At 74.2% G+C, this 25329-nt stretch carries 14 protein-coding genes, 1 tRNA gene and 1 pseudogene; 14 read left to right on the top strand and 2 right to left on the bottom strand.

Annotated features, from left to right (window positions below):
• The first annotated feature begins 52 nt into the window (after window positions 1-52).
• From bldG to ACH4B3_RS20055, 12 genes and pseudogenes are all read left to right on the top strand, one after another.
• Window positions 53-394 (top strand): anti-sigma factor antagonist BldG, encoded by a 342-nt coding sequence (gene bldG, locus ACH4B3_RS20110; protein ID WP_009716787.1) that lies wholly within the window; start codon window positions 53-55, stop codon window positions 392-394.
• Between the two features lie 98 nt (window positions 395-492).
• Window positions 493-951: an ATP-binding protein gene (locus tag ACH4B3_RS20105; RefSeq protein WP_398464393.1), complete on the top strand. Its 459-nt coding sequence runs from the start codon at window positions 493-495 to the stop codon at window positions 949-951.
• 1167 nt (window positions 952-2118) lie between these two features.
• Window positions 2119-4557, top strand: a complete 2439-nt coding sequence (locus tag ACH4B3_RS20100; protein WP_398464391.1) for a sodium-translocating pyrophosphatase — start codon at window positions 2119-2121, stop codon at window positions 4555-4557.
• Between the two features lie 204 nt (window positions 4558-4761).
• Window positions 4762-5328 carry a small secreted protein gene (locus ACH4B3_RS20095; protein ID WP_398464650.1) on the top strand — a complete coding sequence of 189 codons (567 nt, stop codon included), beginning with the start codon at window positions 4762-4764 and terminating at the stop codon, window positions 5326-5328.
• A gap of 506 nt (window positions 5329-5834) precedes the next feature.
• Entirely contained in the window at window positions 5835-7424 is a 1590-nt protein-coding gene (locus ACH4B3_RS20090; protein ID WP_398464389.1) for a methyltransferase, read from the top strand.
• A 235-nt stretch (window positions 7425-7659) separates the two neighbouring features.
• On the top strand, window positions 7660-7857 hold the full coding sequence (locus tag ACH4B3_RS20085) for a hypothetical protein (protein WP_398464387.1): 198 nt from the start codon (window positions 7660-7662) through the stop codon (window positions 7855-7857).
• A gap of 339 nt (window positions 7858-8196) precedes the next feature.
• Window positions 8197-11058 carry a type I DNA topoisomerase gene (gene topA / locus ACH4B3_RS20080; protein ID WP_398464386.1) on the top strand — a complete coding sequence of 954 codons (2862 nt, stop codon included), beginning with the start codon at window positions 8197-8199 and terminating at the stop codon, window positions 11056-11058.
• A gap of 291 nt (window positions 11059-11349) precedes the next feature.
• A complete protein-coding gene (gene tmk, locus ACH4B3_RS20075) occupies window positions 11350-14901 on the top strand; it encodes a dTMP kinase (protein ID WP_398464385.1) in 3552 nt (1183 codons plus the stop codon).
• Between the two features lie 526 nt (window positions 14902-15427).
• A complete protein-coding gene (locus tag ACH4B3_RS20070) occupies window positions 15428-16708 on the top strand; it encodes a DNA polymerase III subunit delta' (protein WP_398464648.1) in 1281 nt (426 codons plus the stop codon).
• Window positions 16709-16766: 58 nt separating this feature from the next.
• Window positions 16767-16868, top strand: a pseudogene (locus ACH4B3_RS20065) (DNA-binding protein WhiA); the annotation flags it as partial.
• Window positions 16869-17081: 213 nt separating this feature from the next.
• Window positions 17082-18656: an alpha/beta hydrolase gene (locus ACH4B3_RS20060; RefSeq protein ID WP_398464383.1), complete on the top strand. Its 1575-nt coding sequence runs from the start codon at window positions 17082-17084 to the stop codon at window positions 18654-18656.
• A gap of 98 nt (window positions 18657-18754) precedes the next feature.
• A tRNA-Thr gene (locus ACH4B3_RS20055) sits at window positions 18755-18828 on the top strand.
• A gap of 383 nt (window positions 18829-19211) precedes the next feature.
• Here the strand turns inward: ACH4B3_RS20055 and ACH4B3_RS20050 are convergent.
• Window positions 19212-20822, bottom strand: a complete 1611-nt coding sequence (locus ACH4B3_RS20050) for an FAD-binding oxidoreductase (RefSeq protein ID WP_398464381.1) — start codon at window positions 20820-20822, stop codon at window positions 19212-19214.
• Window positions 20823-21472: 650 nt separating this feature from the next.
• Complete coding sequence (locus ACH4B3_RS20045; RefSeq protein ID WP_398464379.1) at window positions 21473-22048, bottom strand: PAS domain-containing protein; 576 nt, start codon at window positions 22046-22048, stop codon at window positions 21473-21475.
• 346 nt (window positions 22049-22394) lie between these two features.
• On the opposite strand from ACH4B3_RS20045, the gene ACH4B3_RS20040 reads away from it, so the two are divergent.
• Both ACH4B3_RS20040 and ACH4B3_RS20035 read left to right on the top strand, forming a co-directional pair.
• On the top strand, window positions 22395-24182 hold the full coding sequence (locus ACH4B3_RS20040) for a SpoIIE family protein phosphatase (protein ID WP_398464377.1): 1788 nt from the start codon (window positions 22395-22397) through the stop codon (window positions 24180-24182).
• A gap of 538 nt (window positions 24183-24720) precedes the next feature.
• Window positions 24721-25233 (top strand): methylated-DNA--[protein]-cysteine S-methyltransferase, encoded by a 513-nt coding sequence (locus tag ACH4B3_RS20035; protein WP_398464375.1) that lies wholly within the window; start codon window positions 24721-24723, stop codon window positions 25231-25233.
• The last annotated feature ends 96 nt before the right edge of the window (window positions 25234-25329 follow it).

The following is a 25329-nucleotide window of genomic DNA, read 5'->3' as shown; positions in this document are numbered from 1 at the left end:
CGGCTGCCGATCCATGGGGGGCGACCGCTCGATGCAAGGTGCTGGAGGATCCGTGGACCTGTCCCTGTCGACCCGGACCGTAGGCGACCGCACGGTCGTCGAGGTCGGTGGCGAGATTGATGTATACACCGCGCCCAAGCTGCGCGAGCAGCTGGTCGAGCTTGTCAACGACGGGAGCTACCACCTGGTCGTGGACATGGAAGGCGTCGACTTCCTCGACTCCACCGGGCTCGGCGTGCTCGTAGGTGGGCTCAAGCGGGTGCGTGCCCATGAGGGCTCCCTGCGCCTGGTCTGCAACCAGGAGCGCATTCTCAAGATCTTCCGTATCACCGGACTGACCAAGGTGTTCCCGATTCACACCTCGGTCGAAGACGCTGTCGCGGCGACCGACTGATCACTTTTATTCAGTCTCCGCGGGAAGACCGAAGGGGGTACCGGGCGGAATCGCCCGGCCCCCCTGAGACGTACGCCCGTACATCCGAGGGGGATGGCATGGCCACCGTCGAACTGCGCTTCAGTGCCCTGCCCGAGCACGTACGGACGGCCCGCCTCGTGGCGGCGGCCGTAGCCCGCCGGGCCGGGGTGGACGAAGCCGCGCTCGACGAAGTGCGGCTCGCCGTCGGCGAGGCCTGCAGCCGCGCGGTAGGGCTCCATCGGAGCAACGGGATCACGTCGCCGGTGAGCGTGGTTCTGAACGAGGAGGAGAAGAAGTTCTCCATCGAGGTGGGTGACGCGGCGCCGCGCAGCACCACTGCCGGACCCGCCGCCCCTGGTTCGCCGGGGGCCGAACCCTCCGCTGAGGGCGCCGACGACACGGCGGCCGAGAGTGACGACGAGATGGGGCTCGCGGTCATCAGCGGGCTCGTCGACGAGGTCGAGGTGTCGACCAGCGCGGCGGGCGGGGTCATCCGCATGAGCTGGCCCACCACACCCGCGCCGACCTTGCCGTAGTAGGCCACGCCCGCGCCGACCTCGCCGTGGTCGGTTCCGTTCCGGCAGGCATCGGCCGTCGGCCTCCTGTTTCACCCTGCCGCGTGGAGGGTTCCCTTTCCGTGGCGGCCGGTACCGGTCGCTGTCTCGTTCCGGTCGGCGCTCGCGGGCCCGGTGCTGCCGGGCCGGACACTCGCCTTTCAGACGCCGCGCCGGTTCGCTCGTCTGCGCCCCTGCTCCAGTTCCTCCGCCGGACTGTCCCTGCGGCCGGTCCGTGCACCGACCCCTGCTCGGGGCCTTACGTCCGTCCGGGCCCGCCCACCCCCGTCCGAGGTCGTCCCCGTCTCTCCGGGGCCACCCACCTTCGACCGGGGCAGCCCCCCTCGTCCCGGTCCTCCTCCGCCGCGGCCGGCCCTCCGGGGACGTTCCCCTGCCCGCGGCGGTCTGTCCGACCCTGCCTGGGGGACCTTCCGGACTCTTCCTCGCCTGCCGGGGTCACCCCTTCCTCGCCTGCCGGGTCACCCACGGCGGTCCGGGTGCGGAGTGGCCCCGGAACCTCACCGCTCCCGGGACCCGGCCGCGGGGCCCGCTCCCGGAACCCGGCTCCTGAAAACCCCGCTCCCGGGACCGCTCCCGCCCCCGGAATCCCACTCCCCGCTCCCGGGACCCGGCCCCGGGACCCCGGCTCCCGGTCCCCGTCTCCCCGCTCCCTGCGGCCGGCCGGTGCGGCTCGGTGGTGGGGGTGGTCACCGGACGGTTCCGGTCGCTGTGCTGGGTGGCGGCACCGCCGTGCGAGGGCGCGCGGGGTCTGCGCGGTGGTGCCGGATCCGTTCCGGGCCCCCTGGCGAGCCCGTCGGCGCATCACTCGTTCCGGTGGTGTGCCGGGCATTGCGGAGCGGCTCTGAACAGGTCCGTTCATAGGACTCCGAGATCATTTATTGATCCCTTAAATGATCGCCTGCGGGGGGTCAGCGGATTAACGAGTTTCCTTCGTCCGGGGGAATTCGTGAACGGCAAACCTATTGATCTTCGCTGGTGCAGGCGAATTACCTTTCCGGGACCCTGTTTTGATCGGGTGCGGCTACCTACAATCCGTCCACATCTTGAGCTCAGGACGCCTGAGCGTGGCGGCTGTTCTGCGGTCGCAGTGCAGCTGCGCGCCCATGTGCCAAACGTCAAGGAGGACGAATGGCGGGGCCTCTCACCCCTCATCAGCTTGACTTCTCATCAACTCTGGCCGCCGCGGAACTGACCGACGACAACCGCGTGATCGTGCTGGTGATCGCCGCTGTCGCGCTGGCCGCCCTTGCCGTGGGCGTGGTGCTCGTACGACAAGTACTCGCCGCCGGCGAGGGCACGGACAGTATGAAGAAGATCGCTGCCGCCGTGCAGGAAGGCGCCAATGCCTATCTCGCACGGCAGTTGCGCACGCTCGGCGGATTCGCCGTCATCGTGTTCTTCCTGCTCATGCTGCTGCCCGCGGACAACTGGTCGCAGCGCCTGGGTCGTTCCCTGTTCTTTCTCGTCGGTGCCGCATTCTCGGCGGCCACCGGCTATCTCGGGATGTGGCTCGCGGTGCGCAGCAATGTCCGAGTGGCTGCGGCGGCCCGTGAGGCGACCCCGGTGCCCGCTTCCGCCACGGGCGGTGCCGAGGGAGGTTCCCCCTCTTCTCCTTCCGGCGAGCCGGACCTGACGGCCGTTTCCCACAAGGCGATGAAGATCGCTTTCCGGACGGGCGGAGTGGTCGGCATGTTCACCGTGGGGCTGGGCCTGCTCGGCGCCTCGTGCGTGGTGCTGGCCTACGCGGCCGACGCGCCCAAGGTGCTGGAGGGCTTCGGCCTGGGCGCCGCACTCATCGCCATGTTCATGCGGGTGGGCGGCGGCATCTTCACCAAGGCCGCCGACGTCGGCGCGGACCTGGTCGGCAAGGTCGAGCAGGGCATCCCGGAGGACGACCCGCGCAACGCCGCGACCATCGCGGACAACGTGGGCGACAACGTCGGCGACTGCGCGGGCATGGCCGCGGACCTCTTCGAGTCGTACGCGGTGACGCTGGTCGCCGCGCTGATCCTCGGCAAGGTGGCCTTCGGCGACTCGGGTCTGGCCTTCCCACTGATCGTCCCGGCGATCGGGGTGTTGACCGCGATGATCGGCATCTTCGCGGTGGCGCCGCGCCGTTCCGACCGCAGCGGCATGTCCGCGATCAACCGCGGCTTCTTCATCTCGGCGGGGATCTCGCTGGTGCTGGTGGCGGGCGCGGTCTTCGCCTACCTGCCGTCCTCGTACGCCGATCTGGACGGGGTCACCGACCAGGAGATCCTCGGCCACGACGGCGACCCGCGGGTGCTGGCCCTGGTCGCGGTGGCGATCGGCATCGTGCTCGCCGCGCTCATCCAGCAGCTCACCGGCTACTTCACCGAGACCAGCCGGCGGCCGGTCCGGGACATCGGCAAGACGTCGCTGACCGGCCCCGCCACCGTGGTGCTCTCCGGCATCTCGATCGGTCTGGAGTCCGCGGTGTACTCGGCGGTGCTCATCGGGCTGAGCGTCTACGGGGCCTTCCTGCTCGGCGGCACCAGCATCATGCTGGCGCTGTTCGCGGTGGCCCTGGCCGGCACCGGTCTGCTGACCACCGTCGGCGTCATCGTGGCCATGGACACCTTCGGGCCGGTCTCCGACAACGCGCAGGGCATCGCCGAGATGTCCGGTGACGTGGAGGGCGCGGGCGCCCAGGTGCTCACCGACCTGGACGCGGTCGGCAACACGACCAAGGCCATCACCAAGGGCATCGCGATTGCCACCGCGGTGCTCGCCGCCGCCGCGCTGTTCGGTTCGTACCGTGACGCCATCGCCGAGGCGGTGGCCGACGTGAACGCGGACGTCGCCGGGGAGATGAACCTGAGCCTGGACATCTCGCAGCCGAACAACCTGGTCGGGCTGGTGCTCGGCGCCGCCGTCGTCTTCCTCTTCTCCGGGCTGGCGATCAACGCGGTGTCCCGTTCGGCGGGCGCGGTGGTCTTCGAGGTCCGCCGGCAGTTCCGCGAGAAGCCCGGGATCATGGACTACACGGAGAAGCCCGAGTACGGGCGGGTGGTCGACATCTGCACCAAGGACGCGCTCCGGGAACTCGCCACACCGGGCCTGCTGGCGGTCATGGCGCCGATCACCGTGGGCTTCGCGCTGGGTGTCGGTGCGCTCGGCTCGTTCCTGGCGGGCGCGATCGGCGCCGGCACGCTGATGGCGGTGTTCCTGGCGAACTCCGGCGGCGCCTGGGACAACGCGAAGAAGCTGGTGGAGGACGGTCACCACGGGGGCAAGGGCAGTGACGCGCACGCCGCGACGGTGATCGGCGACACGGTCGGGGACCCGTTCAAGGACACCGCCGGCCCCGCCATCAACCCGCTGCTGAAGGTGATGAACCTGGTGGCGCTGCTGATCGCACCGGCGGTGGTGAAGTTCAGTTACGGCGACGACGCCAGCCCGGGGCTGCGGGCGGGGATCGCCGTCGCGGCGATCGTGGTCATCGTCGGCGCGGTCTACGTGTCCAAGCGGCGCGGGATCGCGGTGGGTGACGAAGGCAACTCCGAGCGGGTCGCGCAGCCGGCCGACCCGGCGGTGGTGTCCTGACCCCAGGCCGCCGCACCGCAGTGAACGGACGGGCGGGCCGCGCGTGTTGACGCGCAGCCCGTCCGTCCGCATGACGAGTGACACGACACACCCAGCTCGCCGCAAATGGTTCCAATGACGCTCATACGGGACGCTCTCCCGCCGGTCTCCAGAGCCCGGCCGTGTATGTTTCCGAGGCCGAGAGCCATGGAAGGGACCTATCCGGTGAACAAGAAGCTCATTGCGGCACTGTCCGGCGGTGCGGCACTCGTACTGGCCCTGAGCGGTTGCAGCGATGACGACGGCGAGGACAAGGCCAACGAGTGGGCCAAGCAGGTCTGTGACTCGGCGCAACCGCAGCTGAAGAACATCCTGGACGCCAGCACGGAGATCGAAGCCGTCACGGACGAACAGGACCCGAAGAAGTACCAGCAGGCGAGCTCGGCGGCGTACCAGAAGATCTCCGACGGCTACGCGGAGCTGGCCAAGGCGGTCCAGAAGGCCGGTGAGCCGCCCGTCGACAACGGTGTGAAGACCCAGAGCGAGGCGGTCAAGGGGCTCAACGCGGCGTCCAAGCGCTACGCGGACCTCAAGACGGCCGTCGACGAGCTGAACACCGCCGACAAGGGCAAGTTCGCCCAGGGACTCCGGGAGATCCAGGAGGAGCCCCCGAAGATCGTCAAGTCGGCCACCACGTCGCTGCAGAAGCTGCAGGCCGGAGAGCTGGGCCAGGCCATGGCCAAGCAGCCGGGCTGCCAGAAGGTCGCGGCGTCCGCCAGCCCGACCGGATGACCGGCTGACCGCGCCCGGCCCCGCCTGCCCGCCACCCGGCGCGGCGGCCGGGCCGGCGGTCGCCGCACGACGCCGGGGACGGTCCGCCGGTCCGGCGGGCCCACCGCCGAGGTCCCTAAGGCAGCGGTGCCGTCGCTCCGCCGGCCGTGGTGCCGCCGCAGCGACGGCACGGCGGCCGCCGAGCGGCGCGCCACCGCCCGGCCGCGGGCGGTCGCCCGCCCCGCCCGGGCGGCCCACCGGCCACCGCGGCCCACCGGCCACCGCGGCCCGGCGTTCGGCACCGCGGCGATGGCCCGGTCCGCCCCGCCCGGCCGGCCCACCGGCCACCGCGGCGATGGCCCGGTCCGCACGACCGGCGGCACTCCGGTCGCATCCCGGCCCACCGGTCGCGTCCCGGCCCACCGGTCGCATCCCGGCCCACCGGCCACCGCGTCCCGGCTTCCGACACCTCGCCGGGCGGCGGCCGGACTTCACCGATTGCCCGCGGTTGCCCCGACAATGGAGCCGTGAGTACGCACCTGCCGACCGCCCTGCCCACCGCGGATCCCGACCGCACCCCCCGCTTCCGGGAGGCGCTGCTGGCCGCCGACTTCACCGCCGACGGGCTGCTCGACCTGCTCGGCGCGCCCGCCTACGCGGCGCTCGCCCGGGGGGAGACCGTGCCCGCCGAGCGCGCCACCCGGCAGGACGGCGCGCTCGCGACCCTGGTGCGGCTGTTCCTGCTGCAGCGGCGGGTGCCCTACGAGCGGGCGCGCGCCGTGCTGCCGGTCGCCGAGTGCCTGGCGGACGGCTGGCTGGTCCGTTCCGGTGACGGTACGGAGGGTTCGGCCGACGAGGTCCGTGCCGTGGTGGACGTCCGCCCGTACGGGGGCCCGGCGGGCGAGGACTGGTGGATCGTCTCCGACCTGGGCTGCGCGGTCGGCGGGGCGAACGGGCTCGCCGCGGCCGGCGAAGTGGACCGTTCGCAGCTCGTCCTCGGGGTGGGCGGCGCCTCCACCACGCTGGCCGGGGTCACCATCCGGCAGCCGGTGGGCAAGGCCCTCGACCTGGGCACCGGTTCCGGTATCCAGGCGCTGCACGCCGGCCGGCACGCCACCCGGGTCACCGCCACCGACCTCAACCCGCGTGCCCTGCACTTCACCCGGCTGACCCTGGCGCTGTCCGGCGCGCCGGAGGCGGACCTGCGGGAGGGGTCGCTGTTCGAACCGGTCGACGGCGAGACCTTCGACCTCATCGTCTCCAACCCGCCGTTCGTGATCTCGCCCGCCCGGCTCCCCGGCGACCCGTCCGGCGACGGTTCGCCCGCCGGCCGGCTGGTGTACCGCGACGGCGGGCTGGGCGGGGACGCGCTGTGCCGGACGCTGGTGCAGCAGGCCGCCGCCCACCTCAACGCGGGCGGCTGGTGCCAGCTGCTGGCCAACTGGGAGCACGTCGAGGGCGAGGACTGGCGCGACCGGCTGCGGTCCTGGGTGCCCGAGGGGTGCGACGCCTGGATCGTGCAGCGCGAGACGCAGGACGTGACGCAGTACGCCGAGCTGTGGCTGCGCGACGCCGGGGAGCACCTGGGCGACCCGGCGCGGTACGCGGCCCGGTACGACGCCTGGCTGGAGGAGTTCCAGGCCCGGAAGACGAAGGCCGTCGGCTTCGGCTGGATCACGCTGCGCAAGTCCGGGGCGGAGCGGCCCTCGGTGGTCGTGGAGGAGTGGCCGCACCCGGTCGAGCAGCCGCTGGGGGCGGTGGTCGCCGACCACTTCGACCGCCAGGACTACCTCCGGGCGCACGACGACGCGGCCCTGCTCGGCGCCCGCTTCCGGCTGGCCGACGAGGTGGTGCAGGAGCAGGTCGGGCTGCCCGGTGCGGAGGACCCGGAGCACGTGGTGCTGCGGCAGAACCGGGGTATGCGGCGGGCCACCAAGGTCGACACGGTGGGCGCGGGATTCGCGGGCGTGTGTGACGGGTCGCTCAGTGCCGGGCGGATCCTGGACGCCATCGCCCAGCTGCTCGGCGAGGACCCGGTGCTGCTGCGGGACCGCACGCCGGAAGCCATTCGGCTGCTGGTCGAGCAGGGATTCCTGATCCCGGTGGGGGAGTCCTGAGCGTTCCGGCGGCGGAACGCGGGGCGGTGCGGGCCGGCCGCGGGACCATGACCGGGTGACCGGCCACGGTTCGTGACCGGGTGACCGGCCGCGGGATCGTGACCGGGCGTGCCCGCCCCGCCGGGCCGCGCCGGTTGCGCCGGAGACCGCCGGAGACGGTTTTCGGACGCACAGGACGCGCGGAGTTCACCGGGGGTTCGTGCCCGGGCCGCTCCCGGGTGGCACGCTGCCGCTCATGGAGAGCGGACCTGCGATCTTCGCCGCGGCGGCATTCGCCCTGTTCGGCGCCGGACTGCTGCTGTGGACGGCGGACCGCGTCCGGCGCCGTCTGCCGGTGGCGGCGGGCGCACATCCCGTCGTGGGTCCCGTACTCTCCGTTCTCTTCAGCGCCGCCTCGCTCGGCGGCGCGTTCTGGTGCCTCGGGTACGTCTGATCGGGCTCCGCCCCGTCTGACCTGGCTTCCTGCCCGATTTCCGGACGCCCCGGGCGGCCTCGCGGACCGCCGTCGCCGGGCCGGAAAAGGGTCCGCGCGGGGGCCCGGCGGGGGCGCGGACCGAGGAGTGGACAACGACTCCGCAGCGTGTTCGAGGGGGTGGTGTACCGGTCCGGGCGGCACACAGGCCGCTTGTCGGGTTACCGTTCGAGTGGCGTTGTGGGCTTTTTCCGTTTGACACGGGGGCGGGATGTACCGTCACACTCCGCAGCGTCACCGTAATGACACGGAGCCGTAGAGGTCCCGTTCACCGAGCGCCGACCGGAAAGAAGAGCGAAGTTGTCCCCGACCAGCGAGACCGCACAGGGCGGCCGCCGACTCGTCATCGTCGAGTCGCCTGCCAAGGCGAAGACGATCAAGGGCTACCTCGGCCCTGGCTACGTCGTCGAGGCCAGCGTCGGGCACATCCGCGACCTGCCGAACGGCGCCGCCGAGGTGCCCGAGAAGTACACCGGCGAGGTGCGCCGGCTCGGTGTGGACGTCGAGCACGACTTCCAGCCGATCTACGTCGTCAACGCCGACAAGAAGAGCCAGGTCAAGAAGCTCAAGGAGCTGCTGGCCGACTCCGACGAACTCTTCCTCGCCACCGATGAGGACCGGGAGGGCGAGGCCATCGCCTGGCACCTGCAGCAGGTGCTCAAGCCCAAGGTCCCGGTGCGCCGGATGGTCTTCCACGAGATCACCAAGGACGCCATCCGGGAGGCCGTCGCCAATCCGCGCGAGCTGAACCAGCGCCTGGTCGACGCCCAGGAGACCCGCCGCATCCTCGACCGTCTCTACGGCTACGAGGTCTCGCCGGTGCTGTGGAAGAAGGTCATGCCCCGGCTGTCCGCGGGCCGGGTCCAGTCGGTGGCCACCCGTCTCGTCGTCGAGCGGGAGCGCGAGCGCATCGCGTTCCGCTCCGCCGAGTACTGGGACCTGACCGGCACCTTCTCCCCGGGCCGCGGTGGCGCCGGGGAGCCGGCGACCTTCGGCGCCCGGCTGGCGTCGGTGGACGGGCGGCGCGTCGCCCAGGGCCGTGACTTCGGCCCGAACGGGCAGCTGCGGACCGACACCCTCCACCTCGACGAGCCGGCCGCCCGGGCGCTGGCCGCGGCGCTGGCGGACACCCGGTTCACGGTCCGCTCGGTGGAGTCCAAGCCGTACCGGCGCTCGCCGTACGCGCCGTTCCGCACCACCACCCTCCAGCAGGAGGCGTCGCGCAAGCTGGGCTTCGGCGCGAAGGCCACCATGCAGGTGGCGCAGAAGCTGTACGAGAACGGCTTCATCACCTATATGCGAACCGACTCCACCACGCTGTCGGAGACCGCCGTCGCGGCCGCCCGGGCGCAGGTCACCCAGCTGTACGGGGCCGACTACCTGCCGGACAAGCCGCGCACCTACGCCGGCAAGGTGAAGAACGCGCAGGAGGCGCACGAGGCGATCCGCCCCTCCGGCGACCGCTTCCGCACCCCCGCGGAGACCGGCCTCACCGGCGACCAGTTCCGGCTGTACGAACTGATCTGGAAGCGGACCGTCGCCTCCCAGATGAAGGACGCCACCGGTAACTCGGTGACCGTGAAGATCGGCGGCACCGCGAGCGACGGCCGGGACGCCGAGTTCTCCGCGTCCGGCAAGACCATCACCTTCCACGGCTTCATGAAGGCCTACGTGGAAGGCGCCGACGACCCGAACGCCGAGCTCGACGACCGCGAGCGGCGGCTGCCGCAGGTCGCCGAGGGCGACCCGCTCTCCGCCGAGGAGATCACCGCAGACGGCCACGCGACCAAGCCCCCGGCCCGCTACACCGAGGCGTCGCTGGTCAAGGAGCTGGAGGAGCGGGAGATCGGCCGCCCCTCGACGTACGCCTCGATCATCGGCACCATCCTGGACCGCGGCTACGTCTTCAAGAAGGGCACCGCGCTCGTCCCGTCCTTCCTCAGCTTCGCCGTGGTCAACCTGCTGGAGAAGCACTTCGGCCGGCTGGTCGACTACGACTTCACCGCCAAGATGGAGGACGACCTCGACCGCATCGCGCGCGGCGAGGCGCAGGCCGTGCCGTGGCTCAAGCGCTTCTACTTCGGTGCCGGTGAGGACGGCGGCAACGGTGCCGCCGACGCCGGCAACGGCGACGGGGACCACCTGGGCGGGCTGAAGGAACTGGTCACCGACCTGGGCGCGATCGACGCCCGTGAGGTGTCCTCGTTCCCGGTCGGCAACGGCATCGTGCTCCGCGTCGGCCGCTACGGCCCGTACATCGAGAAGCCGAGCGACACCGAGGGCGAGACCGGCCGGCGCGCCGACGTCCCCGACGACCTGCCGCCGGACGAGCTGAGCGTCGAGTACGCCGAGGAACTGCTCGCCAAGCCGAGCGGCGACTTCGAGCTGGGCGCCGACCCGGCCACCGGCCACCAGATCGTCGCCAAGGACGGCCGCTACGGCCCGTACGTCACCGAGGTGCTGCCCGAGGGCACCCCGAAGACCGGCAAGAACGCCGTCAAGCCGCGGACCGCCTCGCTGTTCAAGTCGATGTCCCTGGACACCGTCACCCTCGAGGACGCGCTGAAGCTGATGTCGCTGCCGCGCGTGGTGGGCACCGACCCGGAGGGCGTGGAGATCACCGCGCAGAACGGCCGCTACGGCCCGTACCTCAAGAAGGGCACCGACTCGCGGTCCCTGGAGAACGAGGAGCAGCTCTTCACGATCACGCTGGAGGAGGCGCTGGCCATCTACGCCCAGCCCAAGCAGCGCGGTCGCGCCGCGGCCAAGCCGCCGCTGAAGGAGCTGGGCACGGACCCGGTCAGCGAGCGTCCGGTGGTCGTCAAGGACGGCCGTTTCGGCCCGTACGTGACGGACGGCGAGACCAACGCGACGCTGCGCACCGGCGACAGCGTCGAGACGATCACGCCGGAGCGCGGTTACGAGCTGCTGGCGGAGAAGCGCGCCAAGGGCCCGGCGAAGAAGACCGCGAAGAAGACGGCGGCCAAGAAGACGACCGCCAAGAAGGCCCCGGCGAAGAAGGCCGCGGCCAAGAAGACCGCGGCCAAGACGACGACGGCGAAGAAGACGACCGCCAAGAAGACGGCGGCGAAGACGACGACCGCCAAGAAGGCGGCCACCGCGAAGAAGACCGCGGCGAACAGCTCCTCGACCACCGAGTAGCGGCTGCCCGGCACCGGTGCGGCCCGCGCGGATCCCCGGAGGATCCGCGCGGGCCGCACCGGTGCTCCTGCCGTCGCCCGCGCCCCGGGGAGCCGCGTGGGACCGGCCGGCCCCGCAACGTCACCGGCACACCAGGGGCCCGCGGTCGGACTCCGGGCCGGCACCGGTGGCTCTGCGGTGCCGGCGCGGCGGCTTCGGGCGGTGCGCCACGCCCCCGCTGGTCACCGGGCCGCCGGGCGTTTGTTCGGGTGCAGGGCACGTGGATTCACGCGATCCGGATAGGCTGGCGGGATGACGCGAGCCGAGCAGCCAACGGACGTGACCCCCACATCCGGCGCCCTTGCCGCGGACTCCCGCGAGCGTGCCGTACGCGCCCTCCTGCGCCACCCTCCGCTGCGGCGGCTGTGGGGTGCCCAGCTCGTGAGCGGTGTCGCGGACGCCCTCGCGGTGCTGGTGCTCCTGCTGCTCTCGCTGCAGGCCGCGGTCGCCGAGGGCTCCTTCGGAGGCGGCTACCGGGGCGCGGCGTTCGCGGTCGCGGCGCTGCTCGGCGTGCGGCTCTTCGCGACCGTGCTGTTCGGCGCGGTGCTGCTCGGCCCGATCTCCGCGCTGGTCGGATCCGGCGGTCCGCTCGACCGCCGGTGGACCATGGTCGGAGCGGACGGGGTGCGGCTGGCGCTGCTCGTCATCGCCCCGCTGTGGATCGACTGGACCCCCGGGGACGCGCTCGCCTGGCTCCTGATCACCGCTTTCGTCGTCGGTGTCGCGGAACGCTTCTGGACCGTCGCCAAGGACGACGCCGCCCCCGCGCTGCTGCCCGCCCCGCCCGCCGAGGGCGCCGCGGTCCGGCCGCTGCCGGACCACCTCGACGCACTGCGCCGGCTGTCGCTGCGCACCACCTTCGCCACCCTGCCGATCGCCGCGGCGGTGCTGCTCGCCGCGACCCTCGTGGGCAACCTCCTCGGCTCCGGTATCGAGTGGTTCCACGACCACCAGGCCGCGCTCGGCTCCTACGTGGCGGCCGGGCTGTTCGCCGCCGCGGTCTCGGTCCTCGCCGTCCTCGAACTGCCCGCCGCGCGGACGCCCCGCGCGCGCTCCCCGCTGGAGGGCATGCGCCGGCCGCGCGGCACCGCCGGCGGCCCCGAGCGGGGCCGCACCGGGGCGGTCCCGCACCTGGTGCTGGCCTCCGCGGCGATCGCCGGCGCCATCGCCGCGGCCGTGGGCGTCGCCGCGCTGCAGGCCGCCGACCTCGGTGGCGGCCCGGTGGCCTTCTCGCTGCTGGTGCTGGCCCTGAGCGGCGGCCCGGTGCTGGGCATCCGCACCGCGCCGAAGATCCTGCCCGGGCTGTCCCGGCGCCGGCTGCTCGCCCTGTCCATCGCGCTGACCGGCCTGGCGCTGCTGGCGGCGGGGCTGGTGCACGACGCGACCACGGTGCTGCTGATCATCGCGGTGGCGGGCGTCTCCGCCGGGGTCGCCGCCCAGCTCGGCCACGCCCTGCTCGACCAGGAGGCCGAGGAGTCCCGGCAGGCCCGCGTCACCGAGCACCTGCACGCCGTGGTCCGGGTCTTCGTCGGGCTCGGAGCGGTCACCGCCCCGCTGCTGGCCGCCGCGATCGGCCCGCACCGCCTGGTGAACGGGGACTTCGTCTTCGCGCACGGCGGAGCCGCCTTCACCCTCATGCTGGTCGGCGCGCTGCTGCTGCCGGTCGCCGCGCTGATCCTGGGCAAGACCGACGACCGGCAGGGCGTGCCGCTCCGGCGCGACCTGCGCGAGGCGCTGCGCGGCGGTGACGCGGTGGAGGCACCGCCGGCCACCGGCTTCTTCATCGCCCTGGAGGGCGGCGACGGGGCGGGCAAGTCCACGCAGGTCGAGGCGCTCGCGGACTGGATCCGCGGCAAGGGCCACGAGGTGGTCGTCACCCGCGAACCGGGCGCCACCGCCATCGGCAAGCGGCTCCGCTCGATCCTCCTCGACGTCTCCTCGGCCGGCATCTCGCACCGCGCGGAAGCCCTGCTGTACGCCGCCGACCGCGCCGAACACGTCGACTCGGTGATCCGCCCCGCGCTGGAGCGCGGCGCCGTCGTCATCACCGACCGCTACATCGACTCCTCGGTCGCCTACCAGGGCGCCGGGCGCGATCTGGCACCCACCGAGATCGCCCGTATCTCCCGCTGGGCGACCGACGGCCTGGTGCCCAACCTGACCGTGCTGCTCGACGTCTCCCCGGAGACCGCCCGGGAGCGCTTCACCGAGGCACCGGACCGGCTGGAGTCCGAGCCCGCCGAGTTCCACCAGCGGGTGCGGGCCGGGTTCCTCACCCTCGCCGCCGCCGACCCCGGCCGCTACCTCGTGGTGGACGCGGGCCAGCTGCCGGAGGCGGTCACCACCGTCGTGCGGCACCGGCTCGACCGGATGCTGCCGCTGTCCGAGGCCGAGGTGAAGGCCCAGGAGGAGGCCCGGAAGGCCGCCGAGGAGGAAGCCCGCCGCCGGGCCGAGGAAGAGGCCGCCCGGAAGGCGGAGGAGGAGCGGCTGGAGCGCGAACGCCAGGAAGCGCTGGCCAAGGCGCGGGCCGAGGAAGAGGAGCGCAAGCGCCGGGAGCTGGAGGAGGCGCGGCAGCGCGAGGCCGAGCGGCAGGCCGAGGAGGCCCGCAAGCGGGCCGAGGACGCCCGCCGCCGGGCCGAGGAGGAGCGCCGGCGCATCGAGGCGGAGGACCGCGCCCGCGCCCTCGAGGAGGAGCGGCAGCGCCGGGTCGCCGAGGAGCAGGCCCGGCAGCGCGCCGAGGCGGAGGCCCGCGCCCGGGCGCTGGAGGAGGAGCGGCTGCGCCGGGAGGCCGAGGAGCAGGCCCGGCAGCGGGCCGAGGCGGAGGCCCGGCGGCTGGAGAGGCAGCGCGAGGCGGAGCAGGCGCTGCTCCGCGCGGAGCAGGCGCGCCGGGCCGCGGACACCGGCACCGCCGCCGGGGCCGGCCGCGAGGAGGTCGCGCGGCACGGCTCCGACGGGCTCACCCGCGGCGGTGCCCCGAAGGCCGCCGGCCGGGACGCCTCCGGCCGCTCCGGGCGGGCCGGGGCGGCGCCCGGCGCGTCCGACGAGGCCCCCACGGTGGAGACGCCGCGGGTGACGGCCGTGCCGGACGCCCCCACGGTGGAGACGCCGACGGCGGCCGGGCAGCGCGGCGACGCGGCCGCCGGCAGCGGCCCGGAGGCCGGCGACGAGTCCCCCACGGTGGAGACTCCCGTGGCCGGGCCGCCCGCGGCGGAGGCGCCGACGGTGGAGACCCCCGCCGTCCGTCCGGGAGCCGACCGGCGGGAAGCCGACGAGACGGCCGTCCTGCCCCCGGTGCGTCCCGGCACCCCGGATCCGCGCGGGTCCGGCCCGGCCGAGCGGGACACGGCGGCGGACGAGACCAGGGTGCTCCCGCCGCTCCGGCCCGAGGACGGGCGCCGTGCGTCCGGCGGGCCGGACGCCGAGGAGACCACCCAGCTGCCGCAGCCCCCGGCCCCGCCGGGCGGCGGCGCGGATTCCGGTTCCGGCGCGGCGGACGAGACCGCGGTCCTGCCGCCGGTCCGCCTCGACCCGGACCGGCCCGCGGACCCGGCGGACCGGGTGCCGCCGTGGCTGTTCCGCCCGGAGGAGGAGGACGCCTCGCGGTCGCGTGCCGGGGGGTCGGACAACGACCGGACGCGGGAGCTGCCGCACCTCCAGGGGCCGGCGCCGGAGGCGCCCGAGCGCGGCAGCGGCCGCCGCCGGCCGGAGTGGGCCGAGGAGACGCCGATGGACGACCTGCCGTCGCTGGCCGATGAACTCCTGGGCCCGTACGGCGAGGACGAGGACGGCCGCTACCGCCGCTGAGCGCGGGCCGGGGGGCCGCAGGGCGCCCCGGCCCCGGTGGCCGCACACTGCCCCGTGCCGAGCTGCCCCCGTGCCGAGCTGCCCCCGTGCCGAGCGCGGGGGCAGCGTCATGTCCGCGGGCCCACCACCCCCGGCCGGCCCGCGGGGGCCGGGCCCGTTACGGCGGGGAGCCTGGTTCGTTCCCTCGGTCGGCTCGCGGGGGCCGGGCCCGTACGGCGGGGAGCCGGGCTCATTCCCCCGTCCGGCTCGCGGGGGCCGGTCGCGCCCGCCCGGGCGGCGCTGGGCGCCGGGCTCGCTTCCCCCGGCCGGCTCGTGGGGGCTGGGCGCGCATCGCCGGGCGCCGGGAGCTGGGCTCGCTCCCCCCCCCGGCCGGCCCGCGGGGCGGGCATGCACGCCCGGGCGGCGCCGGGAGCAGGGACCGCGGGTCCGGCGGGAGCCGCGCCGTGCGCCGGGCCGCGGCCGGCCGCCGCTGTCGGTGCGGTGCCCCACAATGGGTAACCGCGAGAACGTCATGCTGGAGGCGACGATGTCGGTGTGGGACGACCTGGTCGGACAGGACCGTGTGGCGGTCCAGCTGACCGCTGCCGCGCGCGACGCGGACGCCCTGGTCACGGCGGCGTCGGCCCAGCAGGCCGACGCGGCGGGCACCGCCGCCGTCACCGGCCGCTCGGAGCCGCTCGACGCCGGACCAGGGGGGCCCGGCGCCACCGGCGGGTCCAGGATGACGCACGCCTGGCTGTTCACCGGCCCGCCCGGCTCCGGCCGGGCCACCGCCGCCCGCGCCTTCGCGGCCGCGCTGCAGTGCGTCAGCCCGGACCGCGCCCTGGGCGGTGTGCCCGGCTGCGGCTTCTGCGACGGCTGCCACACCACCCTGGTCGGCACCCACGCCGATGTCGAGATCGTCCGGACCGACCTGCTCAGCATCGGTGTGAAGGAGACCCGGGAGCTGGTCCGCCGGGCCCAGCTCGCCCCGGCCGTCGGCCGCTGGCAGGTCATCGTGCTGGAGGACGCCGACCGACTGACCGAGGGCGCCGCGAACGTGCTGCTCAAGGCCGTGGAGGAGCCCGCTCCGCGTACCGTGTGGCTGCTCTGCGCACCGTCCCTGGAGGACGTGCTGCCGACCATCCGCTCGCGTTGCCGCCACCTGACCCTGCGCACCCCCCCGGTCGACGCCGTGGCGGAGGTCCTGGTCCGCCGGGACGGCATCGATCCGCAGCTCGCCGCGTCGGTCGCCCGCGCCACCCAGGGCCACATAGGGCGCGCCCGCCGACTGGCCACCGACGAACGGGCCCGGGCCCGGCGCGCCGCCGTACTGAAGCTGCCGCTGCGCGTCGACGACGTCGGCGGCTGCCTCAAGGCCGCCCAGGAGCTGATCGACGCGGCGACGGAGGACGCCAAGCAGCTGGCCGAGGAGGTGGACGCGAAGGAGACCGAGGAGCTGCGGGCCGCCCTGGGCGCCGCCGCGGGCACCAACGGGAGGCTGCCGCGCGGCACCGCCGGAGCCATGAAGGAACTCCAGGACCGGCAGAAGCGCCGGGCGACCCGGACCCAGCGGGACAGCCTCGATCTCGCGCTGACCGACCTCACCGGCTTCTACCGGGATGTGCTGGCGCTGCAGATCGGGTCCCGGGTGGCCATCGCCAACACCGACGTACGGGACGCCCTGGAGCGGGTGGCGGCGGGCTCCCGGCCGGAGCGGACGCTGCGCCGGATCGAGGCGGTGACGGCCTGCCGCCAGGCCCTGGACCGGAACGTCGCGCCGCTGCTGGCGGTGGAGGCGATGACGATGGCGCTGCGCGCCGGCTGACCGCCGCCCGCCGGCCGCCGTACCGCCGCCCGCGGTCCGCGGCACCGCCCGCGGTCGCCGCCGGGGCCCGCCGCCCGCCGTCGCCGCCGGTGGCCGGGTACAGCGCGCACCGGAGATCCTGGGCGACGAGGTGCCCGAGCACTTGGCGGTGGCCGGCCGCACCGCCCCGGACGGGTCGGGAGGGCCCGCCTCCGAGGGGTCGGAAGGGCCCGCCTCGGACGGGCCGGAAGGGCCCGCCTCGGACGGGTCGGTAGGGCCGCCCCTCACCCGTACGAGTCCTCCGCACCCTCGGCCCGCGCATGGAACGTAGCGCTCCGGATACTCTCCGCACATCCGATGCCGCCGCGTACCAGGACCGAAGGGCGCCCATTCGATGAGGATCAGCTGGAGGAACGACCTGCGGAGAGGTCCGGGGGCTGGCCGCGGACTCCGCCGTTCGGCGGGCGCGCTGGCAGCGGCGGCGCTGCTGCTGTCCGGGTGCGATGCCGGCGCGGACACCTCCGCCGACCCCTCCCGCCCCTCCGCCGCCCCGCCCCCGGCCGCCCTGCAGCGCTACTACGACCAGGAACTGAGCTGGCGTGACTGCGCTCCGACCGGATTCGAGTGCGCCACGCTCCGCGCCCCGCTGGACTACGACCGCCCCACCGCCTCCGACGACCTGGAACTCGCCGTCTCCCGCCGGAAGGCGACCGGTCCGGGCGAGCGCCTGGGCTCCCTGCTGGTCAATCCCGGCGGTCCCGGCGGCTCGGCGATCGGATACCTGCAGGGCTACGCCGGCGTCGGCTATCCGGCCCTGGTGCGCGCCAGGTACGACATGGTCGCGATGGACCCGCGCGGAGTGGCGGGGAGCGAGCCCGTGCGGTGTCTGACCGACAAGGAGATGGACACCTTCACCCGGACCGACCAGACGCCCGACGACGCCGCCGAGGTCGACCGGCTCGTCGCCGCCTACCAGCGGTTCGCGGCCGGCTGCGAGCGGCGCAGCGGCAGGATCCTCGACCACGTCTCGACGGCCGAAGCGGCCCGCGACATGGACCTGCTGCGGGCGGCGCTGGGCGACGACACCCTCACCTACGTCGGCGCCTCGTACGGCACCTTCCTCGGCGCCACCTACGCGGAACTGTTCCCGGACCGCGTCGGCCGGCTGGTGCTGGACGGGGCACTCGACCCCGCGCTCACCGCCGAGCAGGTCAACCGGGACCAGACGGCCGGCTTCCAGACGGCCTTCACGGCCTTCGCCGAGGACTGCGCCGGACAGCCGGACTGCCCGCTGGGCTCCGGCGGCCCGGCGGCCGCCGCCGAGCGCCTCACCGGCTTCTTCGACCGGCTGGACCGCGAACCGGTGCCCACCGACGACGCCGCCCGCGACCTCGGCGAACCCCTCGCCACCACCGGCGTGATCGCGGCGATGTACGACGAGAGCTCCTGGGCCCGGTTGCGCACCGCGCTGAGCGCCGCCATGGACGGCGACGGCACCGCGCTGCTGGAGTTCGCCGACCTCTACTACGAGCGGGAGGACGGCGAGTACGCCAACCTCATGTACGCCAACACGGCGGTGAACTGCCTGGACCTGCCACCGGCGTTCCGGGGCCCCGCGGACGTGGCCAAGGCACTGCCCGCCTTCCGCAAGGCGTCCCCGGCCTTCGGCGAGGGCCTGGCCTGGGCCTCCCTCAACTGCGCCTACTGGCCGGCCCGCGCCACCGGCACCCCGCGCGCCCTGCGCGCCACGGGCGCCGCCCCGATCCTGGTGGTCGGCACCACCCGCGACCCGGCCACCCCGTACCGGTGGGCCGAAGCCCTGGCCGGCCAGCTCGCTTCCGCCACCCTCCTCACCTACGACGGCGACGGGCACACCGCCTACGGCCGGGGAAGCGACTGCGTGGACACGGTGATCAACACCTACCTTCTGGAAGGGACCCCTCCGTCCGGCCCCCGACGCTGCTCCTGACCTGCGGCGATACCCCACTCACCGGCCCGTGCGGAGGGTCCCGGGAAACTGTGTAGACTGGGCGACGCTGCGGCTGCCACTCTGGCTTTACGCAGCTTGCCGCCTTAGCTCAGTCGGCCAGAGCGACGCACTCGTAATGCGTAGGTCAAGGGTTCGATTCCCTTAGGCGGCTCCGAAAAAGGCCAGGTCACATAGCCCGTGACCTGGCCTTTTGCTGTGCTCGGGGCCGAGCCCGTCTTCGTGGCGCTGCAGGCGTCCGCCGCGTTCGGCAGCCGTACCGTCACCACCGTTTACGCCACAGAGCCGCTGAACCGCGCCTGGAGCCAGGGGAGCCGGATGCGGTGGGTGGTGGACGCATGCCTCGACGCGCCGGCTGCGGCCGGCGAATTCGAGGCCAGGGAGAGCTGCTGCGCGAGCGTGCGTCAGAGGCGGTGCGGAGTAGGTCAAGGGTGTGACTCCCTCGGGTGGCTCCGGAAAAGGGCCAGGGCAGACGTTTCCGACCTGGCCTTTCTCCGATCGTTCGGGAGGCCGTGCAGGGGGTTGTGCGGGGTGGGTTCAGCTGGGGAGGGCTATGCCGAGGGTGTGGTGGAAGACGTTCCTCGGGTCCCAGCGGGCCTTGATCTTCTGCAACCGGGGGTAGTTGCCCTTGTAGTAGAGCGTGGACCAGGGAACGCCCGAGGTGTTGACGTCGGGGTCGGCCAGGTCGTCGTCGGGGTAGTTGATGTACGCGCCGTCCTCCGGGGCCGGTACGCCGCCGGTGTCGGCGTAGAGGTCGCGGTACAGCGCGCGGAGCCAGTCGACGTACCGGGTGTCGAGTTCCGGGTCGGCCCAGGCGGCGGTGTACTGGATGCGCATCACCGCGTCGCGGTGCGGGAACGCGGTCGCGTCGGCGGCCACGGCGCTGATCTGCCCGCCGTAGCCGGCGATGCCGACGGATCCGAAGAGGAGGCCCGGGTCCTGTTCGCGGGTCAGGTGCCGGTGGATCGTCGCGAGCTGTCCGTCGGTGAAGCCGGTCCGCAGATAGGCCGACTTGATCTTGAGCCGGAAGTCGTTGGCGGCCGGGCCGTTCAGCGCCGCGGCGAGCCAGGGCCGGTGGGTCCGGACGACGTTGACGGGGGTGCCCACTCCGGCGCCGAGCGCGGCGAGGTAGTCGTCGAGCAGCCGGTCGGCGTCGGCGCCGTACACCTGGCCGCTGGTGATGTTGAGGTCGTTGGCCTTGCGGCCCACCGTCAGGTCCGCGTAGAGGCGGGTGGCGGGCGTGCCGGGCGCGCTGTTCCGTTCGCACCAGTCGGTGTGGTTGCGGATCAGCCGGGTGAACTTCGCCTCGTCCAGCGCCAAGGCCTGCCAGGGCCAGTGGCAGGAGAAGGTGATCGCGCTCCCCGGGGCGCGGGGCAGCAGGGCGCCCGGGTCGGAGCCGGTCCCGCCGGGCTTGCGCAGCCAGTACCGGGTGACGACGCCGAAGTTGCCGCCGCCTCCGCCGGTGTGCGCCCACCACAGGTCGCGGTGGGGGTCGGCCGCGTCCCGGGTGGCGACGACCGCCGTCGCCCGGCCGGCCTTGTCCACCACCACGACCTCGACCGCGTACAGATGGTCCACGACGAGGCCCATCGAGCGGGACAGCACGCCGTACCCGCCGCCGGCGATGTGGCCGCCCGCGCCGACGCCGGGGCACCAGCCCGCTGGGACGGTCACGCCCCACCCGAGGAACAGGCGCCGGTAGACCTCGCCGAGCGTGGCCCCGGCCTCGACGGCGAACGCGTTGCGCGCGGGGTCGAAGGAGACCTCGGTCATCCCGGACAGGTCGATGACGACCCGGACGGCGGGGTCGTCCACCCAGCCCTCCGCGCAGTGCCCGCCGCTGCGGACCGCGATCCGCTTGCCGGCGTCCACCGCTTCCTGGACGGCCTGGACGACGTGCTGGGTGGAGCCCACCACGCGTACGTAGTCCGGGGTTCCGGACCAGCGCTTCGCGCCGCGCTGGACCAGGTAGGGGTAGCGGGGGTCGTCCGGGCGGGCCGTCACCGGGCCCAGCGGCAGGGCGCAGTCGGTGGTCGTTCCGGCGGCCGGCGCGGCGAGGGCGGGGGATTCCAGAGCCAGTCCGGCGACCACCCCGGAGGTGGCGAGCGTGGCGTCGCGGAACAGCTGACGGCGGCTTAACCCGGGCATGTGCGTCCTCCTTGGGCGGCGTCGTCCCCGGCGAGTAACCGGTCCGCACGGCGAGGCCGGCCGGGGCGCCGCCCGTCGCGAACGGCGCCGGCGCAGCCCGTCCCGGTGGCCGTGGCGGTGGTGGTGGCACGCGGACGAGGTCGCCTCGACAAGTTGTTCGAACCGCAATGATCGGGAACCTAGCCAGAGCGGGTCGGCGGACGCAAGGGGTCGTCGCCCGGCGGCCCGCCCGGCCACCGGCGACCTCTTGCGGCAGGTGCCGGTCACCGGGAGCGGGGCACGGAACACGCCCCGGTTCAGGCCCGCGGCCCGGTTCAGCCCGCGTTCTGGTTCAGGCCCGCGTCCCGGTTCAGCCCGCGTCCTGGTTCAGGCACGCTGTCCCATGGGGGCTGGTTGCCTGGTTCGGGTCCGCTTCCCCGTCGGGGCTGGCCAGGGGCGCGCTTTCCCCGGTCCTGGTTCGGGCCGCTTCCGCCTGGGGTCCTGGCCCGGGCCGCTTCCGCGTGCGGGCCTGGTTCAGGTGGCTTCCTGGTCGGGGGTGCGCAGCGCCAGGACGGCGACGTCGTCTTCGTTCTCGGCCGGGCGGACCCGGCGGATCAGCTCGTCGCAGAAGTCGTCCAGCGGCCGCCGGACGAGTGCCGCGGCGTGGCGGCTCAGCGTGCCGAGGCCACGGCGGTGACCTCGGCGACCAGCGTCAGCCGGTCGGCGAGGTCGGTACCGACCTGCCCCGGCGCCCGGGCCGCCGGCCCGGCCGGCGGCGGCACGGCGCGGCGCCCGGGGCCGGGGTCCGGCCGGGCCCCGGGCCCGGGGCCGGGGGCCGGCGGGGGCGGGACCGCGGCGGGTTCGTTCTCGCGGAACAGCACCACGGCCCCCACCGCGCCGCCGTCGAGCCGGTACGGGGCGGCCAGCCAGGCGACCGGTACGACGGTGCCGTCACCGCGGGCGAACCACTCCCGCGTACCGTGTGCGGTCCGGCGGCTCAGGAACGCGTGGAGCAGCCGGCACTTCGAGCGCAGCGTGACCGCGCCGTCGGGAGCCCGGTGGAGCAGGTCGTGCGGGTCCTCGCCGACGAGCTCCGCGGCGGGCCGGGCCAGCAGGTCCTCCGCCCGGGGGCTGACCGCCACGATGACGCAGTTCTCGTCCACTGCGCAGACACCCGCGTCGAGTTCCGCCAGCGTGTGGCGCAGCGCCGCGAGGGTGCCGCCGATGAGCTTGGTGCCGTCCGCCATCGCTCACTTCCCGATGCCTTGGGTCATCTTGGGGATTTCTCCTCCGACCAGCGGTTTTCCGCGGTTCCGGGAGGTTTCGCCGGGCGGCCTGCCGCGGCTCCTCCGGTGCCCCGCGCGGCCGGTCGGGACGACCCGCCGGGTGGCGATGCGGGCCGCGCCGCGTTTCTGGTCGGTTCCTGGTGGTTCCTCGTCGTTCATCACGGCGCGCATAATCCTCGGCATGTCGTTCTCCCACTTTCCGCCGTCCGCGCGCCCACGGCGAGCGCTGCCGCTGCGGCGCGGATCCGGCCATCGGGAGAGACACTGGTGGGGTCGGCTCTCATGAGCGGAAAGGCGGTCTGAGTGCGTGGGAGGCAATGGTTCGGCCGGCAGGCGCCGTCATGTGGTGTCGCCGGCCCGTGTCCGCCGGGGGCGGATCGCTGAGCGTCGGGCCGGGGCCGTGCCCTCCGCCCTGCGGACCCTGGTCTGGCTGAACGAGGCGAGCAGCAGCATCGGCACCTCGCTGGACCTTCAGCAGACGGCCCAGGAGTTCGCGGACTTCATGGTGCCGCGCTTCGCGGACGGCTGTGCGGTGGACCTGCTGGACTCGGTGCTGCGGGGCGAGGAGGGCGAGCGCGGCGGGTCGGTGGCGCCGGAACTCAGGGCCATGGCGCTGTCGGCGATCGACGAGATGAAGCAGCTGGAGCCGGACCCGATCGGCGAGATCACCCAGTACGGGACGGCGATGGCGCGGGAGGTCATCCTGGGGCGGAAGCCCCGGATGGTCGGCAGGATCCGGCCGAACGAATACCACCTGGTCTCCTCCAACCCGAGCGCCGCCGAGCAACTGCGCCGGGCGGGCGTGCACAGTTACCTGGCGGTCCCGCTGCTGGCCCGCGGCGTGCTGCTGGGGGTGGCCGATTTCGTACGCGGGCCGGGCAGTCCGCCGTTCACCCGCACCGACATGGCGCTGGCCGTCCAGATCGCCTCCCGGGCCGCGGTTTTCGTCGACAACGCGCGCCTCTACGGCCGCGAACGGCAGCACGTGGTGAACCTGCAGCGGGCCCTGCTGCCGCGCAACGTGCCGCGCACCGTGCGGCTGGACGTCTCCACCTGCTACACCCCGGCCGCCGACCCCAGCGGAGTGGGCGGTGACTGGTTCGACGTGGTGCCGCTGCCGGGCGGCCGGACCGCGCTGATCGTGGGCGACGTCATGTCGCACGGCCTGCCCGCGGCGGCCACCATGGGACGGCTGCGGGCCGTGGCGCGCACCCTGATGCAGCTGGACATCGCACCGGACCGGGTCCTGGCGCGGCTGGACCTGGCCGCCCGGGACCTGGAGGAGGACCAGGTCGCGACGTTCCTGTGCGCCATCCACGACCCGGTCGACCGCTCCTACACGGTGGCCAGGGCCGGGCACGTCCCCCCGCTGATGGTGGCTGCGGACGGCACCGCGCGCTATCTGGACGTGCCGGTCGGCGCGCCGGTGGGGGCGGGCGTCATCCCGTACGACGCGGTACGGGTGCCCGCGCCCCCCGGCAGCAGGCTGGTGTTGTTCACCGACGGCCTGGTCAAGTCGCGCCGCGACGACCTGGACCAGGGTCTGCAGCGGCTGCTGGGCGTCACCGGTGGTCTGGCGGCGGACGGACTGGACGCGGAGCGGCTGACGGCGGCGAGCGCACCGGCCCGGCAGCGGTTCGACGAGACCGCGGTGGTGGTGGCGCAGAGCCTGCCGGACGAACCGGACCGGGACGTCGCGCAGTGGCTGCTGCCGCAGGACGGCCGGGCCGCCGGACGGGCCCGTCAGCTGGCCCGGGAGCAACTGGCGCTCTGGCGGCTGACGGACGTGGCCGATGTGACCGAGCTGGTGGTGAGCGAACTCGTCGGCAACGCCCTGCGGTACGGCCATGGCCCCGGCCACCTGCGGATGGTGCGGAGGCACCGGCTGGTGGTGGAGGTCTCCGACCACGGGCCGGACCTGCCGCAGATCCAGCACAGCACCGTCAGCGACGAGGGCGGCCGCGGGCTCCAGCTGGTCAACACGCTCTGCCGCCGGTGGGGGTCGTGCCGGATAGCGGGCGGGAAGGTGGTTTGGGCGGAGCAGGACATCGCGGGCTCCGAACTGGCGCTGGAGTATCCACTCGGCACCGGCTGACAAGGGGCCGTCGGGCACGGCCTGCGCGTGACCGTCGGGTACCGGGCTGCGTGTGACCTTCGGGTACCGGCCGGTGGGGCGGCCGTCCGGCGGGCGGCCGGCGAGGTGGCACCCTGCGGGTGGCCGGGTGGCCGGGTGGCCGGGTGGCCGGTGGTGGTGGGCGTGCGGCGGGTGGCTGCGGTGGTGGGTGTTCGGTGGGTGGCCGATGTGGTGACCGACCGGGGTGGCCGGCGTGGCTCCGTCCGGCGCGGCGGGCGGGCGCCGGGGCGGGTGGTCCGCGTGCCCGGCGTGCGTGGCGGCCCCCGGCGGGCGCTGCGGCCCCGGTGGCCGGGGCGGGCGCGGCGGCCGGGGTGGGCGGAGCCCGGGCGCTCGGCGGTGTGATGTCCGAATCCCGCCAGCACCGAAGGGTGTGAGGCCGGACAGTGGAACCGGACAGTGCACAGCGGAGCCGGCGAGCCGGCCCGGCCGCCGAGCGTCCCGGCGCGGACGCCAGGTCGCGGGAGGCCGCGGTGGCCCGCCGGGAAGGAAAGAGTGGATCATGACGGTTTACACGATGCTGGACAGCCCGCTGGGTGAGCTGCTGCTCGTCGGTGAGGCGTCGGCCTCCGCACCCGGCGGAACGGCTCTCGCCTCGCTCTCCATGCCGGAGCAGAAGGGCGGAGTGGCCGTGCGGGACGGCTGGCGGCAGGACCCGGACGCCTTCGCCGAGATCGTCCGGCAGCTGCGGGCGTACTTCGACGGCACTCTGACCCGCTTCGACATCGAGTTCACCGCGGACCGGGGGACCGACTTCCAGCGCCGGGTCTGGGCGGCCCTGGAGGAGATCCCGTACGGCACGACCACCAGCTACGGCAAGGTCGCCCAGCGGATCGGGGCGTCCCCGGCGGCGGTCCGCGCGCTCGGCACCGCGATCGGCGCGAACCCGCTGCTGCTGGTCCGCCCCTGTCACCGGGTGATCGGTGCGAACGGCACACTCGCCGGCTACGCGGCCGGGCTGGAGCGCAAGCGGCTACTGCTGGTCCACGAGGGCGTCGCCGCCCCGGCGGCCTGACCCACCGGTCCTGGGCCGGCCGCCCGGCCCCGCCCCTGCCGGAACGCGCCGTCCCGCCCCGCACCACTCCGGAACCCCCCCGCCGCGCCCCGCACC

The organism is Streptomyces sp. NPDC018031 (assembly GCF_044327625.1).
GTDB lineage: Bacteria > Actinomycetota > Actinomycetes > Streptomycetales > Streptomycetaceae > Streptomyces.
This window is presented reverse-complemented; position numbering and strand designations above follow the sequence as displayed.

Excerpts from the sequence above, each read along its gene's own strand:
- ACH4B3_RS20045 (WP_398464379.1), bottom strand. The coding sequence starts at position 22,048 with ATGGCGGACGGCACCAAGCTCATCGGCGGCACCCTCGCGGCGCTGCGC.
- ACH4B3_RS20060 (WP_398464383.1), top strand. The coding sequence starts at position 17,082 with ATGAGGATCAGCTGGAGGAACGACCTGCGGAGAGGTCCGGGGGCTGGC.
- ACH4B3_RS20100 (WP_398464391.1), top strand. The coding sequence starts at position 2,119 with ATGGCGGGGCCTCTCACCCCTCATCAGCTTGACTTCTCATCAACTCTG.
- tmk (WP_398464385.1), top strand. The coding sequence starts at position 11,350 with ATGACGCGAGCCGAGCAGCCAACGGACGTGACCCCCACATCCGGCGCC.
- ACH4B3_RS20085 (WP_398464387.1), top strand. The coding sequence starts at position 7,660 with ATGGAGAGCGGACCTGCGATCTTCGCCGCGGCGGCATTCGCCCTGTTC.
- ACH4B3_RS20105 (WP_398464393.1), top strand. The coding sequence starts at position 493 with ATGGCCACCGTCGAACTGCGCTTCAGTGCCCTGCCCGAGCACGTACGG.
- ACH4B3_RS20070 (WP_398464648.1), top strand. The coding sequence starts at position 15,428 with ATGTCGGTGTGGGACGACCTGGTCGGACAGGACCGTGTGGCGGTCCAG.
- ACH4B3_RS20050 (WP_398464381.1), bottom strand. The coding sequence starts at position 20,822 with ATGCCCGGGTTAAGCCGCCGTCAGCTGTTCCGCGACGCCACGCTCGCC.
- ACH4B3_RS20035 (WP_398464375.1), top strand. The coding sequence starts at position 24,721 with ATGACGGTTTACACGATGCTGGACAGCCCGCTGGGTGAGCTGCTGCTC.